The 15927-nt window shown below is 42.0% G+C and carries 15 protein-coding genes; 1 reads left to right on the top strand and 14 read right to left on the bottom strand.

Annotated features, from left to right (window positions below):
• Positions 1-131 precede the first annotated feature (131 nt).
• Positions 132-1016: a GGDEF domain-containing protein gene (locus tag Q91_RS03755; protein ID WP_015005556.1), complete on the top strand. Its 885-nt coding sequence runs from the start codon at positions 132-134 to the stop codon at positions 1014-1016.
• Here Q91_RS03755 and rluB read toward each other — a convergent pair.
• The 14 genes from rluB to Q91_RS03685 form a co-directional block, all read right to left on the bottom strand.
• Positions 1013-1807, bottom strand: coding sequence for a 23S rRNA pseudouridine(2605) synthase RluB (gene rluB / locus Q91_RS03750; protein ID WP_015005555.1), 795 nt, complete (start codon positions 1805-1807; stop codon positions 1013-1015). The two genes, Q91_RS03755 and rluB, sit on opposite strands and share 4 nt — an antisense overlap.
• Positions 1785-2396 carry an SMC-Scp complex subunit ScpB gene (gene scpB, locus Q91_RS03745; RefSeq protein ID WP_015005554.1) on the bottom strand — a complete coding sequence of 204 codons (612 nt, stop codon included), beginning with the start codon at positions 2394-2396 and terminating at the stop codon, positions 1785-1787. Before scpB ends, rluB begins: the two co-directional genes overlap by 23 nt.
• A 13-nt stretch (positions 2397-2409) precedes the next feature.
• Positions 2410-3222 carry a ScpA family protein gene (locus tag Q91_RS03740; protein ID WP_015005553.1) on the bottom strand — a complete coding sequence of 271 codons (813 nt, stop codon included), beginning with the start codon at positions 3220-3222 and terminating at the stop codon, positions 2410-2412.
• Positions 3223-3293: 71 nt separating this feature from the next.
• Positions 3294-4733, bottom strand: coding sequence for a pyruvate kinase (gene pyk / locus Q91_RS03735; protein ID WP_015005552.1), 1440 nt, complete (start codon positions 4731-4733; stop codon positions 3294-3296).
• 78 nt (positions 4734-4811) lie between these two features.
• A complete protein-coding gene (locus Q91_RS03730; RefSeq protein WP_015005551.1) occupies positions 4812-5126 on the bottom strand; it encodes a pyrimidine/purine nucleoside phosphorylase in 315 nt (104 codons plus the stop codon).
• A gap of 31 nt (positions 5127-5157) precedes the next feature.
• Positions 5158-6378, bottom strand: coding sequence for a tryptophan--tRNA ligase (locus Q91_RS03725; protein ID WP_015005550.1), 1221 nt, complete (start codon positions 6376-6378; stop codon positions 5158-5160).
• 8 nt (positions 6379-6386) lie between these two features.
• Positions 6387-7046, bottom strand: coding sequence for a site-2 protease family protein (locus Q91_RS03720; protein WP_015005549.1), 660 nt, complete (start codon positions 7044-7046; stop codon positions 6387-6389).
• Positions 7046-7681, bottom strand: a complete 636-nt coding sequence (locus Q91_RS03715; protein WP_015005548.1) for an L-threonylcarbamoyladenylate synthase — start codon at positions 7679-7681, stop codon at positions 7046-7048. Before Q91_RS03715 ends, Q91_RS03720 begins: the two co-directional genes overlap by 1 nt.
• Positions 7678-8367, bottom strand: coding sequence for a tRNA (adenosine(37)-N6)-threonylcarbamoyltransferase complex dimerization subunit type 1 TsaB (tsaB, locus tag Q91_RS03710; RefSeq protein ID WP_015005547.1), 690 nt, complete (start codon positions 8365-8367; stop codon positions 7678-7680). The genes Q91_RS03715 and tsaB overlap by 4 nt, the downstream gene beginning before the upstream one ends.
• Complete coding sequence (locus Q91_RS03705; RefSeq protein WP_015005546.1) at positions 8364-10319, bottom strand: ATP-dependent DNA helicase; 1956 nt, start codon at positions 10317-10319, stop codon at positions 8364-8366. Before Q91_RS03705 ends, tsaB begins: the two co-directional genes overlap by 4 nt.
• Before the next feature lie 21 nt (positions 10320-10340).
• Entirely contained in the window at positions 10341-10850 is a 510-nt protein-coding gene (locus Q91_RS03700) for a hypothetical protein (RefSeq protein WP_015005545.1), read from the bottom strand.
• Position 10851: 1 nt separating this feature from the next.
• Positions 10852-11400 (bottom strand): M48 family metallopeptidase, encoded by a 549-nt coding sequence (locus Q91_RS03695; protein WP_020161963.1) that lies wholly within the window; start codon positions 11398-11400, stop codon positions 10852-10854.
• Between the two features lie 6 nt (positions 11401-11406).
• Positions 11407-13641 carry a penicillin-binding protein 1B gene (gene mrcB, locus Q91_RS03690; protein WP_238538358.1) on the bottom strand — a complete coding sequence of 745 codons (2235 nt, stop codon included), beginning with the start codon at positions 13639-13641 and terminating at the stop codon, positions 11407-11409.
• A 199-nt stretch (positions 13642-13840) separates the two neighbouring features.
• Complete coding sequence (locus tag Q91_RS03685) at positions 13841-15679, bottom strand: EAL domain-containing protein (RefSeq protein WP_015005542.1); 1839 nt, start codon at positions 15677-15679, stop codon at positions 13841-13843.
• Positions 15680-15927 lie beyond the last annotated feature (248 nt).

The raw sequence follows: 15927 nt of genomic DNA, 5'->3' as shown, positions 1-15927 counted from the left end.
AAATATTACCTTTAAATAAATTATTAACACATTGTTTTATATCGATTTAATTTTTTTGGCACAACTTTCGCTATAAAGTTTTAAAATCAACAATAACGGTTAACCTAGTTACCTGTACAGGCTGAATAACAATGGAATTAAAAAAAACAATAGACAGCAGATCAAACGACACATCAGTCTCGCAAAAACTTAAACAGCAAGACACTATAAATCATCTAATCAGTGCGCTTCAGACCACTATTATTTTAGATGAATTAGTCCCCCTCTTTAGTAATGAATTACTAAAAGCTGTTGACCATAGTGGTGTCATTTTTGAAAACCCTGAGCTAGGCATTGTTTTTCAACATGGTTCACGCACCAACCACAGTTGCGAATACAGCCTGACTATTGAAAACAATTCTCTTGGTAAGCTGACATTTATGCGTCGTCAACGGTTTACTGAAAGTGAACTTAACACCATAGAGCAATTTCTTAGTGTTTTGCTCTACCCTTTGAAAAATACCTTGTTATACAGCCAAGCAATTCAATTTGCACATACAGACCCATTAACCGGTGTTTTAAACCGTTCCACATTACGCTCTGTTTTTCAAAAAGAGGTTTCTTTAACCAAGCGCCACCACTCTGACTTATCTTTGATAATGCTAGACCTTGATTTTTTTAAAACAATAAACGATAGATACGGTCATTGCGCAGGAGACACTGCCCTAAAAGACGTCACACAATGCATTGAAAAGACCCTGCGTGAAAGCGACTATATTTTTAGGCTTGGTGGTGAAGAGTTTGCCATACTACTAAACGATACTGATTTAAAAGGCGCTGAACTCATTGCTGAACGATTACGTACGGCTATTGAATCTTTAAGCATTCTACATGATGACACTCAGTTCCAACTGACTGCTAGTATGGGTATTACACAATACAAAGAAAACGACTCGCTGGGGGTCATAATGAGTCGTTCAGATAACGCATTGTACAAAGCAAAAGATAGCGGTCGAAATAAAGTTGTTTGTGCCTAATCGGCAATTAAATGTTTAAGCGCTTCAATTTCTTTTTTATCTAACATTTGGTGCTGCCCAGCTGGCAGTCCCGGCGGCAAAAACACACTGCCATAGCGAACCCTAATTAAACGGCTCACCTTACAGTCTTGGGATTCCCAGAGCCTTCTAACAACACGGTTACGCCCTTCAGCCACTACCACATGGAACCAACGGTTTATTCCCTCACCACCAGACTCTTGTACATCTTCAAAACGCGCTTTACCATCTTCCAGTTCCACACCATTTACCAAACGTTCAAGCATGTCATGTGTCACAACCCCCATCACTCTCACTGCATATTCACGATCAATTTGCTTTGATGGGTGCATGAGCTTATTTGCCAAGTCACCATCATTAGTGAACATTAATAAGCCTTGCGTATTTAAGTCGAGCCTACCAATCGCAATCCAACGCCCAACCTTTAGTCGCGGCAGTCGTTTAAATACGCTAGGCCTACCTTCGGGGTCTTTTTTACTGACAATTTCACCCGTGGGTTTGTGATAAACCAACACTTGTGTATTTACATCAAGCTTGCCAGCTAATTTAACTGGCCGCCCTCTAAGTTTAACGATGTCATGCGTGGTAATTTTGTCGCCTAGCTTAGCAACATCACCATTAACATGAATAGAACCGTCTAAAATCCACTTTTCAACTTGCCTTCGTGAGCCAACACCGGCTTGCGCTAATAATTTTTGAATGCGCTCTGGCTGCTGACCCTTTTTTTTATTAGTCGCTTGCTGAGGGTTTTTACGTGGGTTGTTGTTTTTCATCTTGAGTAATATCTTTATTTATTGGGGTATCGTCACCCAGGTTAAGTTGAAGCTCATTGCTCGATAATAAGTCAGCTTCAAGGAGAGTTGCTAACGGTGGCAAATCAGCCAGTGTTTGTAAATTAAAATAATCTAAAAACGCTTTTGTGGTTGCGTAAAGGGCCGGTCTACCCGGCACTTCTTTACGCCCTATTACACGTACCCAGTTTCTGTCTTCTAGCGTACGTATAATATTAGTCCCAACAGCGACACCTCGAATATCTTCTATTTCGCCACGAGTCGCTGGCTGTTGATAAGCAATAATAGCTAATGTTTCCAGTAAGGCACGGCTATATTTTACAGGTTTTTCTTCCCATAATCTTGCTACCCAAGGCGAATACTTTGATTTAACTTGAAAACGGTAGCCGTTGGCCACTTCAACCAACTCCACCGGTTTTGTCGAATATTCATCTTGCAGCTGGTTGACGACCTCTCGAAGCGAATGCTTATCTGGACGATCTTCGAGTGAAAACAAGTTTTGCAATTCCATTATCGACAAGGGTTCACTGGCGGCAAATAAAGATGCCTCAATAATATTCTTTATGTCCATCCTAGTTTCTCAATTATTCTCTAAGCGATTTAACCCATACTTCTGACAACGCCTCACCTTGCACGACCTCAACCAGCTCTTCTTTACAGAGCTCTAAAATAGCTAAAAATGTCACCACAGCGCCTTTTTTCCCTTCTTTTGCGGTAAAAAACTGATGAAAAGCTAAAAACGTTTCCTCTGTTTTATCGAGTAGCGTCAAAACATTAGACATCCTTTCTCTAACCGACAATGCTTCGCGCTGAATTTGATGGTGAGTAAATTTTTCAGCACGTTTAAGCACCTGTTGAAACGCTATTAAGAGACTGTCCAAATCAACATCAGGAAGCGGTTTTTCCATTTTATCTACGATCAATTCAGCTGTGGCTAAATAATTATCGCGATACAGTCGTGGCATAGCATCAATATCATCTGCTGCTCGCTTAAACCGTTCATATTCTTGTAGGCGCCTAACCAGTTCTGAACGAGGGTCTTCCTCATCATCTAACTGTTCAACATTCTTTGGCAATAGCATATTAGATTTTATTTCTGCGAGCATTGCCGCCATGACTAAATATTCGGCAGCCAATTCCATACGCAAATTCTGCATCAACGTTATGTATTCAATGTACTGCTGAGTAATTTTTAGAATGGGAATATCAAGAATATCTAAGTTTTGATGCTTAATAAGGTAAAGCAGCAAATCTAAAGGGCCTTCAAATGTTTCTAAAAAAACCTCTAAGGCATCTGGGGGGATGTATAAGTCGTCGGGTAACTCTTTAAATGGTTTCCCATCAACCAAGGCTAACGTTTGCTGAATTGGCACCACATAGTCAGTCTGGTTGTTCATTAATTTAAAAGATGCTGGCTAATGATACTGAGTCTACCACAGCAAATGCTTGGCAATGAAACCCTATCAAGCTACTCTACCTTCTTTATTTTCATGGTATCTGTTCCACCATGCTGCCCTGTCAGCTCACCTGCTGTAATAATAACTAAGTCGCCCTTGGCCACTATTTCAAGCTGCTGCAATTTTGTTATTGCCGCTTCATTAACATCCTTAGCATGACCTAGTGGCGCTTTTAGCAAAATAGGCACCACACCTCGATACAGCGTCATACGGCGACAAACGTCACTATTTGGCGCCATTGCAAAAATAGGTATTCCTGAACTAATTCTAGACATCATTCTCGGCGTACCCCCCGACTCAGTGAAGGCAGCTATAGCGGTAATATCTGTATGATTAGCCACATACATCGCAGATAACGCAATGGCCTCATCAATTTGCCCAAACGCTTTACCCATACGGTGGCGCGAACGAGTCGTTCTTGGCTGACGTTCGGTTTGTTCGCAAATACGCCCCATTGCCTCCACGGTTTGAACAGGGTACTGTCCAACTGATGTTTCAGCCGATAACATCACAGCATCTGTACCATCAGAAACGGCGTTTGCAACATCAAACACTTCTGCACGCGTAGGAATGGCGTTATTAATCATCGACTCCATCATTTGTGTAGCGGTAATAACTACAGTATCCCTATCACGAGCCATCCTAATGATATGCTTTTGAACCGGCGGTAAGTTAGCATCACCAATTTCCACACCCAAATCACCTCGTGCGACCATAACCGCATCAGATGCATCTACTATTTCTTCCAGCACATCCAGGGCTTCGGCCCGTTCGATTTTAGCAATTAAATGCGCTTGGCTACCGGCCGCTTTAACCAACGCACGCGCTTGATGCATATCTTCTGCAGATCTTGGGAACGACACGGCGACAAAATCCACCCTCATCTCAGCAGCCGTCTTAATGTCTTGCTTATCTTTGTCGGTTAACGCATTGGCGGATAAGCCTCCACCTTGTAAGTTAATGCCTTTGTTATTTGACAGTATCCCGCCCACAACGACAGTACACTTAATTTTTGAACCCTTAACAGCCTCGACATCCAGCACGATACGTCCGTCGTCTAATAATAGACGATCGCCCTCAGTCACATCATTGGCTAACGGTTTATAATCACAACCAACTTGGGTGATATCACCTGCTGTTGATGCTAACGCTACATCTATCGTAAATTTAGCCCCCTCTTGAAGGCTTACTTTTCCATCCTCAAAACGCGCTATACGAATTTTTGGTCCTTGCAAATCAGCCAAGATACCGACATGACGGCCGAGTTTTTCTGATAAGTCTCTTACCGCTTGAGCACGTTTTCTTTGTTCATCTGCATGGCCGTGAGAGAAATTCAAACGAACGACATCTACGCCCGCTTTAATTAATTTTTCTAAAACATCGGGTTCATCGGTAGCTGGACCCAAGGTGGCAATAATTTTAGTCCGTCTAGGTTTTCTAAAAGGAGGCATACTCTACTCGTTCATTAAGAAATAGTGCTTAGAGTATAGCGTGTAGATGACAGTTTTATGGCAACAATAACCCACACGTTATTTAAAATATGAGCAACAATAATCTGTCGGCTCATGAACTTTTAATTGAAAATTAGCATTCGCCGGCACATCAAACGATTCGCCACCTTTAACAGCTACCCACTCTTGCGAATTTGGCAATAACACATCGAGTTGCCCAGCTAAAATCTCCATCACCTCAGCTGCAGCGGTATTAAAGTCATAGTTACCCGGCATCATATAGCCCAATGTTTTTGTCGAACCATCCTCAAATTTAACCGTTCGACTAACCACTTTTCCATCAAAATACACATTTGCTTTTTTAACAATCGTGACATTTTTAAATTCTGACATGTTATTTCCTATTCTGTTTTTTTAACGTCGTTTAAACGTTATTAATACCCATTGCTGACTTTACTTCTTCAAGCGTCTCTTTTGCCAAATCTCTAGCTTTTTCAGTGCCTTCATTAATAATAGAGCGAACAAGCTCAGGTTGCTCCGTGTATTCTTTAGCCCTTTCTTGCATCGGTTTTAGTTCACGTAACACAGCATCAATAACGGGTTGTTTACAATCTATGCAACCAATACTCGCTGACTTACAGCCTTCTTGAACCCAATTACGCACACCCTCTTCTGAATACACCTCATGAAACTGCCATACTGGGCATTTTGCTGGGTCACCCGCGTCTGTTCTACGAACACGCGCTGGATCAGTTGGCATTGTTCTAAGTTTTTTCTCTACCTCTTCTGGTTCATCGCGCAATGCAATTGTGTTGTTATAGGACTTGGACATCTTTTGCCCATCTAAGCCGGGCATCTTCGACGCTTTAGTCAACAAGGCGATGGGCTCTGGCAAAATAACGCGGCCACTGCCTTCCAAATAACCAAATAAACGCTCTTTATCACCAACCGTTATATTTTGTTGTGCTTCTAATAAAGCTCTAGCTACACCCAGTGCTTCTTGATCACCATTTTCTTGGAAAGAACTTCGCAACTTGTTGAATATTTTGGCATTTTTCTTCCCCATTTTCTTAATCGCAGCTTCCGCTTTTTCTTCAAAGTCTAAGCCTCGGCCATATAAATAATTGAAGCGCCTAGCCACCTCACGCGTCAACTCAACGTGTGCCACCTGATCGGCTCCAACGGGGACTAAACCGGCTTTGTATATAAGAATGTCTGCGCTTTGTAAAAGTGGATAGCCTAAAAACCCATACGTTGCTAAATCCATTTCTTTGAGTTTTTCTTGCTGGTCTTTATAACTCGGGACCCTTTCTAACCAGCCCAGCGGCGTTATCATAGATAGCAACAAATGCAGCTCTGCATGTTCAGGAATGCTCGATTGTATAAATAAATCAGCCAAACCATGATCAACACCAGCGGCCAACCAATCAACAACCATATCCCAAGTACTGTCTGCAATAATTGAAGGGTCTTCATAGTGCGTTGTGAGCGCATGCCAATCTGCCACAAAGAAATGACACTTATATTCTTGCTGTAAATCGACCCAATTTTTTAGTACTCCGTGATAGTGACCTAAATGCAATTTGCCGGTTGGCCTCATACCGGATAGTACACGACGATACTGCGCTGGAACTTCTGAACTCACATTTCCTCCTAAATACCCAATATTTTAAAAATACTGGTTTGTAAAAAATAAACGGGCGGACCTAAAATTTTAGACAACCATCCCATTACAATAATAAAGACCAAAATTGGAAAGCCTAAGCGTTCAAGTTTACTAAACTCAATACTGGCTCTCATTGGCAATAAACCGGCTAACACCCGTCCACCATCAAGCGGTAAAATCGGTAATAAATTTAACATCATCAGCACCGAATTAATAAAAATACCTGCATAGCCCATGTATATCAACGGCATAGCAAAATACTCATTTTGCGCGCCCATCATATAGCCTATTTTCATGACAACACCCCAACCAATCGCCATTAAAAGATTAGCGAAGGGTCCCGCTAGGGCCACATAAATCATGTCACGTTTGGGGTTCTTTAAATTGTGCCAGTTAACCGGAACCGGTTTTGCCCAACCAAATATAAAACCACCCAATAATAACAAAACCCCAGGCACAATCACGGTTCCGACCAAATCCATATGACTAACGGGGTTTAAGGTTAAACGCCCAAGGCTCTTTGCCGTATTATCACCAAACTGGCTAGCCACCCAACCATGAGCGACTTCGTGAACAGTAATGGCAAAAATAACCGGTAATATCCACACCGCTATTCGACCGACCAAGGTCAATTCGTCCATTGACATTAATGCTCATCCTTACGTGCAATAAAATCAGCAATACCTTTACCTTCTCTAACCACTTCAGGAAAGTCATTATCCCAAACGATCATGGTTGTTGGTTCATACGGAATAACACCCGCATCAACCACAAGGTCCAATACTCGGGCTAACTGCTGATTAATCTCATAAGGATCGGCTATGGCCTCGGTTTCACCCGGCAAGATCAAGGTACTGGTTAACATCGGCTCATTGAGCTCTTCAAGTATTTTTTGCGCAACCAAATTATTTGGAATACGAATACCAACGGTTTTTCGTTTCGGGTGCTGGAGGCGTCGAGGCACCTCTTTAGTTGCCTTTAACACAAAAGTAAACGCGCCCGGCGTTAATGATTTGAGCAGGCGGTACGTATCGTTATTCACTTGTGCGTACATCGAGATCTCAGTTAGATCCCGACACACTAAGGTGAAATTATGTTTATCGTCAATTCGACGAATCTGACGAATACGATCAAGCGCCTGCTTATCACCCAAATGACAAGCCAAGGCATAAGAAGAGTCAGTTGGGTAAGCGATAACACCGCCCCGACGTATAATATCGGCCGCTTGCTTAATTAACCGTGGCTGTGGATTATCGGGGTGAATATTCAAGTATTGTGTCATGATTGCTGTTGTGCTTTTTTCTTTGCTACATTATCACGTAAATACACCGGTAATGCATTGTCGGCAGACACCGTTTGCCCATCCCTCACCATGCCGACCGCCAACTGAGCAACCTCTCTTGCTTTTGGCAGCGCGTTTGGTAAAAGCAACAACTCGCTAGCGTTAACTAACTGCGTTAACTCATTTTCATATGTGCCCCAACCGTGTCCAATACCAATCGCCTGTTTTCCTTGCGTAACGCTTAACGCTGCTGGCGCAATAACAGACTCATTGGAAACCGCTTTGAGTTGGCCATCAATCCGTTCATATTCGCACCAATATACCTCACCCATTCGAGCATCTAAGGCTGCGTACACTGTCTGACCTTCTACGGGAGGACCCGCCTGATATGCCAACGCGGTAAGCGTAGACACCGGCGCGATCGGTAGCTCTGCCGCAAAGGCTAAGCCTTGAATAACGCCTGTCGCCATTCTAACGCCGGTAAAAGACCCGGGGCCACGGCCAAAAGCTAACGCATCGAGTTGTTGTAACGTCATACCAGCTTCGTTCAGTAGCTCATCGACCATTGGCAAAATCAAGTTACCGTGTTCTCGTGGTGCCACCTGAAAACGGTCTATTACCTCGCCGTTTATCAACAAGGCCGCAGAGCACCCCTCTGTTGCTGTTTCAATCGCTAAAATTTTCATGCTGATTTTATAACGTGTTTTTTATCACTGAGTTTTTGACTATTGATACGATGAAAGAATCTCTTCACATCTTTTACATCTTGTGTAATAGGCATCGCTGGCAAGGATTTAATAAACACTTTACCATAGCCTTTGCTAGATAACCGTGGATCACACAGCACCAACACGCCTTTATCTTCAACATCACGAATCAACCTTCCCACCCCCTGTTTTAGCGTCAAGGCTGCTGAGGGCAATTGGAAATCTGAAAACGCTGACTGGCCATTAGCGGCCATATATTCTAACCGAGCTTTAGTCACCGGATCGCCAGGCGATGCGAACGGTAGTTTATCTATAATCACACAGGATAAGGCTTCCCCCCGCACATCAACGCCTTCCCAAAAACTCGCAGTACCGAGCAAAACCGCACGCTCAGAACGCCTAAAGGACTCTAACATTTGTTGCTTCGGCAAATCACCTTGCACTAATAATTTAAAGTTCGTTTCAGCCAATAAAATATTAGCGGCTTCTTTTAATGCCTTATGCGAGGTAAATAAAATAAATGCCCTACCTTCACTAGCCTCTAATACTGGAATGATTTTTTCAATCATCGTCGCCGTATAGTGATAATCGCGTGGCTCAGGCATGCCAGTTGGGACATACATCAATGACTGATGCACAAAATCAAAAGGGCTTTCCCAGCTACCCGTTTCAGCATCTTCCAAACCCAATCGTTTAGAAAAGAAATCAAATTTATTATTCACCGATAAAGTAGCCGAGGTAAACACCCAGCTGGCATCACTGGCAAAAGCAAAACTGGCAAATGCCTTAGAAATATCCAAAGGCGTTCGATAAAAAGTAAACGTCCGCTGATACGTTTCGAACCATTGGATCCAATCGTGCTGATCTTGATTTGAAAAAAGTTTCAGTCGCAGTAGAACATCTTCGCAGCGTTTCCAACACGCTTCTAAACCTTTAGAACGAACAGCCACCTTAGTTAATACTTTAAATAACTGTTCGATACGTTCAATCAGGCAATCTAAGGCTTGCAAGAAGTCTGTACCTTGCTCAAGCTCATCCCAAGAGCCTTTAATAACCGGCTCAGGCAGCACCTTCCGCATTTCTCGTATGTCTTCACTAATTACATGTGTTAAATCAATCAATTCAGGCATATCTGATGCTAATTTTAATTGTTCTGCACTGACATCACCGATCAACGATAAAATTTGACGTGCGCTGACCGACACTCCTAAAAACCGAGACGCCGTGTCAATTAATTGGTGTGCCTCATCAACAATAATTAGCTCTGCATCTGGCAATAACTGCCCAAACCCATCATCTTTCAATGACCAGTCTGCACATAAAAGATGGTGGTTAACAATTAACACATCTACTTCTTGTGCTTTTTTTCTGGCTAATACTGGAAAACACTCACTGATCATTGGACATTCTTGGCCCAAACAATTATCTGCTGTTGACGTAACTTGTTGCCAAACGTAAGAATCTTCGGCAACCGAGGTTACCTCAGCAATATCTCCCTCTTTTGTTTGATTAGACCACCGTTCGACCTCTCTTAATTCAGCATCCGTCTGTTTGTCAAAGCTAGATGTTTGCATTTTTGCCTGATCAAGGCGATATAAACACAGGTAATTAGACCGTCCTTTCAGCACTGCACCCTGTACAGGTACGTTTAATACGTCACGGATTAACGGGAAGTCCTTTTCGAATATTTGGTCTTGAAGATTACGCGTCCCGGTTGAGATAATTGTTTTCTTACCAGATAAAATGGCAGGAATAAGATAGGCAAAGGTTTTTCCTGTTCCTGTTCCAGCTTCAGCTACTAGATGTGTATGCTGCTCAATAGCCCGCTCGATAGCCTGCGCCATCGACAACTGTCCATCTCGCGGTTGAAAGCCTTTAATATGTTTAACCAGCTCGCCATTAGAGCCAAATATGCTATCGAGGTCGTACAAAGGGTTATCCGTTTAAATTTATTAACTTGTTTCATCAGTCCACGCTGATGCGTCCAAACCACCTTCTTTTGTCCAAACCAAGGTAGCAATATTGCGAAACTTTGCAACCGACATAGCGCCTCGCTTCATACGGTTTGAGCTATCATTCAGGTTATCTAAAATATCGCTACGTGTGGCCTCAAAGATATCAAACGGCAGATAATTTTCATCCATAAGCACTAACACAACCGAGTCCCATTCTTTATCTAACTTTAATTGCCCAAGCCGTTGGCCTCGATAATTGTCATTGAATATAGTTCGCGCTTTAATTTGAATTCTTTTTGGCCCACACCCTTTAACACGTAAGGCATCAAAACCTAGCGAGCGGTCGTCGCTTAACGCTAAGTCTAATAGTTTGCAGGCATCATGTTCAGCAATTTCATTGCTGACCCCCGGCAAGGGCTTACCTGTCATTTTTTTATAATCTGTGGCCAACTGCCTTGCTTGCTCTATTAATTTATCAACAGAATAAACTTGCGTTGGCTCCGTCATTTTAAAACAACCTATTGGCAGCAACACGTGCTTTTCGGGCATCCTCAGTTCGACCTAAGGTATCATAACAGTCTGCCATCAATAACCAATTGCTACGCTGAAGGCTCGTCTGCCCAGCAGACAATAAGTTAGATTTTTCAGCCAAACTAATCGCTAAGGTATATTTCTTTTGTTGATAACGCACTTTCGCCAATGCATGCCAAACCTGCGGGTCTCTTGGAGAAATACGAACAGCTCGTTCCAATTTTGAAGCCGCCATATCAGGCTGACCAGATTCACTTTGTTGGTACGCACTATCCAGTAAGGCAACTACAGCTGGGTTTTGTGTGGTTTTTGCCTCATCGATTGGTTGATCATAAGACTGCCCCATACCCTCTTGTATAGGCTGCTCATCAATAGGGTATGTTTGAGCCGTTTGTGGCAATGGTTGCGATGGATATGGCGAAGCTTCACCAGTGCGTCCAATCGGAGCAGGTACTTGATTATACATCGACAGATCTGCGCAACCCGATAAAGCTAGCAGCAACGCGATCAAGGTGGTTAATTTCATGATTATTTACATACCGTTCGTTAAGCGATCAAACCAATTCCCAGCTCGCTCTAATGTTCTATTAACCGCCCCAACACAGGGTGAATACTCAGTGGGTTCGGAGCCTTTTATAAACGGATATTGTACAGCATCTTCACAAAACTCATTAGCACGATAGCCGAGTGGGTCTACCCAAGTATACTCAACATTCTGTGGCTTTGTCAGCTCCACGGGCTCTTTTGAAATAGTACTCATAACACTTGACCATACTTGCAATGCGCCGCTAGCGCCAGTTAATTTAGAGGGCCTATTATCATCACGTCCTAGCCATACAACTGCTAAATAATCCCCGCTAAACCCGGCAAACCAACTATCTCTTAATTCGTCAGTAGTTCCGGTTTTCCCGGCCACCTTATAGTAATGAGGCATCTGTCGATAAACTGAGCGCCCTGTGCCCTTCGTCATCACTTCTTGTAAGGCTGTATTAACAAGGTAAACCGCTGATGGGTTTGCCACTTGTCGTACACTTAGCGCATAACGCTGCAAAGCGATATGATCACTAGATGTTACTGACTGGATAGATCGTAATTGGGTAAAAAAACCTTCGCCTGCTAAAGTTTGATACATTTGCGTTACCTCAAGAGGTGATAGCCGAAGTGCTCCCAGCAATAATGACGGGTAAGGCTTAATCGGTCGCCGAATACCTAGCTCTTCAATTGTTCGTTTTACATTTGGCACTTTAAGCGCCATACCCAAGCGAACAGTCGCTAAATTATATGAGTTCGACAAGGCTTCGTATAATGGCACAGGTCCATGCTCAACCTTGTCATAATTCTCCGGCATCCAAAGTTCACCTGAACGTTGTTTTAAACTAACCGCCTTATCCTCAATCATTGTCGTGAGCGTATAGTCTGCTGGTTGCGATAATGCCGTCAAATAAACTGCTGGCTTCACCAAAGAGCCTATCGGCCTAATTGCATCTAGCGCCCTATTAAACCCACTAAACAATGGATTTCTGTCGCCAATAACGGCAACAATCTCACCGCCCTCACGGCGTGTAATAACCATTGCACCTTGGAGTTTATTTTTTTCAATACCGTACTGCCTATTAAGTGCTTCAAGCTTTTGCTTAAACAGTTTTTCGGCCGTCGTCTGAATATTGTAATCAAGCGTTGAAAAAATATTTAGGCCTTCCGAGCGTAGGTCTTCATCCTTATAATCTCGACTTAATTGACGCTTTACTAAATCTAAAAATGCAGGAAAGCGAGAACTTTTAACCTGCTTAAATGGCGAAATATCCACACCAAATTGTTTTGCAATACGCCTTTGCTCGTCCGGTAGCACTCCAAAGCGAGTCATTTCATCAAGTACTAAGTTTCTGCGTTTTAGCGCTCTTTCGGGGTGTCGCCTCGGGTCATAATAAGAAGGGCCTTTGACCAACCCAACTAACAACGCCGTTTGATGTGGCTTTAATTCAATCAAGGGTTTATTAAAATAAAACACACTAGCCATTCCAAAACCATTGATCGAACGCTCACCATCTTGGCCAACAAAAACCTCATTTAGATAGGCTTCTAAAATCTCATCTTTTTCGTAATGAAACTCAATAATCAACGCCATCATGGCTTCTTTAATCTTTCGCCACAAACTCCTTTCTGACGTTAAGTAAAAATTCTTAATTAATTGTTGCGTTAAGGTGCTGCCTCCTTGAACAACGCCTCCAGCTTTTATATTTGCCCACACCGCACGCAAAATAGATTTAATAGAAACGCCGTAATGTTGATAGAAATCGCGGTCTTCAACTGATATCAAGCCGTCAATTAATGTACGTGGCACATCATCAAGCTTTATTAGAATCCTATCTTCTTTGTGACTAGGGTAAAAACTACCGACTCGAACTGGGTCTAAACGGAGTAAGGCTTCAGACTTACCTGTTTGTACGTTTTGAATCGCCGATATATGATCACTTCTAAAGTAAATTTTGACTGTCTTAGATACTTCACGGTCATCAAAGAATTTAAATGAACGTGTTTTTACCGTAAAAGTTGAGCCTGATTGATAGTATTGACCGCCCGAGGTGAATGTCGATGTTCGTTGGTAATGTAGGTCTTTCAATAACGATTCAAATTGCTGTGCTGATAAGGACAGCCCTTGATACAGTTCAACAGGGTTTGCAAACACATGAGCCGGTAACGCCCACCTTTTCCCTTCAAATTGAGTGCGAACAACATGATCTAAGTAAAAAACGTAGACAGCTATCACAACGATTAATAGCAACCCTACTTTCAGGATTAACCTCTTTAGAAAACCACTAGACTGTGGTTTTTTTTGAGGTTTCTTCGTTTTTTTTCTGCTCGATTTTGCTTTAGTTTTTGGCTTAGCCATAGTCAATTTAACAGATTTACAAGGTTACAAAATTTGCACCGCAGCACGGCTGCGTCATCATGTCATAGACTTGGCGTTAATGGGTCATTAATTTTTCGATATCTAACGATTTATTCAACAAACCGTCAATAGAAACATACTGATCCTCTAACAGTTCTAGGCTAGGCTTACCAAGCAGGTAACCTTGAACATAATCCACACCCAACTCTTTTAATACTCGTAATATTTCAGCATTTGAGACATATTCTGCAATGGCTTTCTTACCAAGACTATGCGCTACTTCTATCATTGATTTAACAAGAACTTGGTCAGCATGGTCCACAGCTAAATTATTAATGAATTGACCATCAATTTTTAGATAATCGACCGGAAAGTTTTTAATATAATTAAACGAGCTAAAGCCAGCACCAAAATCATCTAAGGCAAATCGACACCCTAGGGCACGAATTTTAGAAACCATTTCTCGTGTTTTATTGAAATTTGAAACTGCTGCTGTCTCTGTTATTTCAAACGTTAGCCTTGACGGTGAAATCCATGTAGATTCAAGTTTCTGTTTAATAACCGGCAACAAATAATCACCTTGGAGTGCGTGACTGGATAAGTTAATGGTAAAACAAATATTCTCTTGTGTTTTTGGTAAACCAGCGATGTGATCTATCGCATGTGAAACCACCCATAGGTCAATGTGATGGATAAGCCCCATTCTCTCTGCCACCGGAATAAACTGGGCTGGTCTTAACAACTCGCCTTCATCCCCTATCATCCGAAGCAATGTTTCATAATGAGAAACGGACCCATTGGAGAGTTTTACGACAGGCTGAAAAACTATTTTAAATAAGTCTTCACTCAATGCATGACGAATTTTAGGCACCCATTTGGCATCCTCTCTAATGCTAATTAATTCGTCGTTATCACTCTCAAATAAATTAACCCTATTACGGCCCAAGGTCTTTGCAGAATAACAGGCATGATTCGCTCTAGACATCAGTTCACTAGGGCGTTTAATTAATTTTAATGGTTCCAACATCGCGACACCGATGCTGGCTGAAATATTATAAATATTCTCACCCGATTTAAAATCAAACTCATCAATGGTTAGCCTTATTTTTTCAGCCAATTGCATGGCCTCTTTTTCGGCTGTTTTACTGATGAAGACTTGAAATAAATTTGAGCCAACTCGTGCAATAAACGCATTATTATCGAGGGTTGAGCGAATTAGGGTGGCTACTTCTACTAGAAGTCGATCACCAGCTTCGTGACCCTCAATATCATTGACGACTTTAAATTGGTCTAAATCAATGTCTAACAAAGCACCATGTTGTTTAAAGTTATTGCACCTTAAAATAGCAAAATCCAATGTTTTTTCTAAGCCACTTCGGTTAGATAACCCTGTCAATTCATCATGTGCTACTAAATATTGTAAACGGGCTTCCATAATTCGTCGTTCAGAAAGCTCCCTGACTAACTTTTCCTCACTTTGAATTCGATCATCTCGTTCACTTTTAAGTGCAAACGCCAGTTCAACTAAAGGCATGAGATGTTTGCCCTCTGTTGGGTAATGCGTCATCGTCGCGGCATTTGCTTTATGACATTGGGCCATCAACTCATCATTAATCGTAATTGCTTTATCTGCGAGTAAAATCAACGGAATGGCGTCATGACCATCAAGAGTCGTTAAAACCTGGCTAAGCTTCAAGGGGTCACTTTGAGGCAAGCCATAACTTAAAAATATCATGCCAATCTCGTCTACCTTCCCTTGATAAGGACGGATAAGCTCAAAAGCTTGTTCCTGACTTGATGCACAAATTAAATTTCTATAACCACCGGCTGATAAAATATCCTGTAGACTAGACAAGCGGCTCACCTCGTCTTCGATGATTAGAATAGCTTGTTGCTTTGGTATTTGTTCCGTCATTTCAGTCGCCTTTTCGAGCTGACTATCCGTTATTTTAAAACAACAAGCAACGAATAATTATCAAAATATATACATAATTTTCTTTTCTATCAACAACTTTACGCCTACTCTTAATACAGTGTCAACAATAATTTCATAACAGCTTGATATTCCGGACAAGGACCCCGTAGAATATATATCTGCTAGAAAAAATAATAATCAGTCATTCAACGTTAAGCATATCGCCTATTTTTACTAGACTTAGAGCC

The organism is Cycloclasticus sp. P1 (genome assembly GCF_000299965.1).
Classification (GTDB): Bacteria; Pseudomonadota; Gammaproteobacteria; order Methylococcales; family Cycloclasticaceae; genus Cycloclasticus; species Cycloclasticus pugetii.
Note: the sequence above shows the minus strand (reverse complement) of the source record. Positions and strands in the feature narration are given on the sequence as shown.

What these genes read in the sequence shown, in the direction of transcription:
- Q91_RS03755 (WP_015005556.1), top strand. Translation starts at nt 132, where the DNA reads ATGGAATTAAAAAAAACAATAGACAGCAGATCAAACGACACATCAGTC.
- rluB (WP_015005555.1), bottom strand. Translation starts at nt 1,807, where the DNA reads ATGAAAAACAACAACCCACGTAAAAACCCTCAGCAAGCGACTAATAAA.
- scpB (WP_015005554.1), bottom strand. Translation starts at nt 2,396, where the DNA reads ATGGACATAAAGAATATTATTGAGGCATCTTTATTTGCCGCCAGTGAA.
- Q91_RS03740 (WP_015005553.1), bottom strand. Translation starts at nt 3,222, where the DNA reads ATGAACAACCAGACTGACTATGTGGTGCCAATTCAGCAAACGTTAGCC.
- pyk (WP_015005552.1), bottom strand. Translation starts at nt 4,733, where the DNA reads ATGCCTCCTTTTAGAAAACCTAGACGGACTAAAATTATTGCCACCTTG.
- Q91_RS03730 (WP_015005551.1), bottom strand. Translation starts at nt 5,126, where the DNA reads ATGTCAGAATTTAAAAATGTCACGATTGTTAAAAAAGCAAATGTGTAT.
- Q91_RS03720 (WP_015005549.1), bottom strand. Translation starts at nt 7,046, where the DNA reads ATGTCAATGGACGAATTGACCTTGGTCGGTCGAATAGCGGTGTGGATA.
- Q91_RS03715 (WP_015005548.1), bottom strand. Translation starts at nt 7,681, where the DNA reads ATGACACAATACTTGAATATTCACCCCGATAATCCACAGCCACGGTTA.
- tsaB (WP_015005547.1), bottom strand. Translation starts at nt 8,367, where the DNA reads ATGAAAATTTTAGCGATTGAAACAGCAACAGAGGGGTGCTCTGCGGCC.
- Q91_RS03700 (WP_015005545.1), bottom strand. Translation starts at nt 10,850, where the DNA reads ATGACGGAGCCAACGCAAGTTTATTCTGTTGATAAATTAATAGAGCAA.
- Q91_RS03695 (WP_020161963.1), bottom strand. Translation starts at nt 11,400, where the DNA reads ATGAAATTAACCACCTTGATCGCGTTGCTGCTAGCTTTATCGGGTTGC.
- Q91_RS03685 (WP_015005542.1), bottom strand. Translation starts at nt 15,679, where the DNA reads ATGACGGAACAAATACCAAAGCAACAAGCTATTCTAATCATCGAAGAC.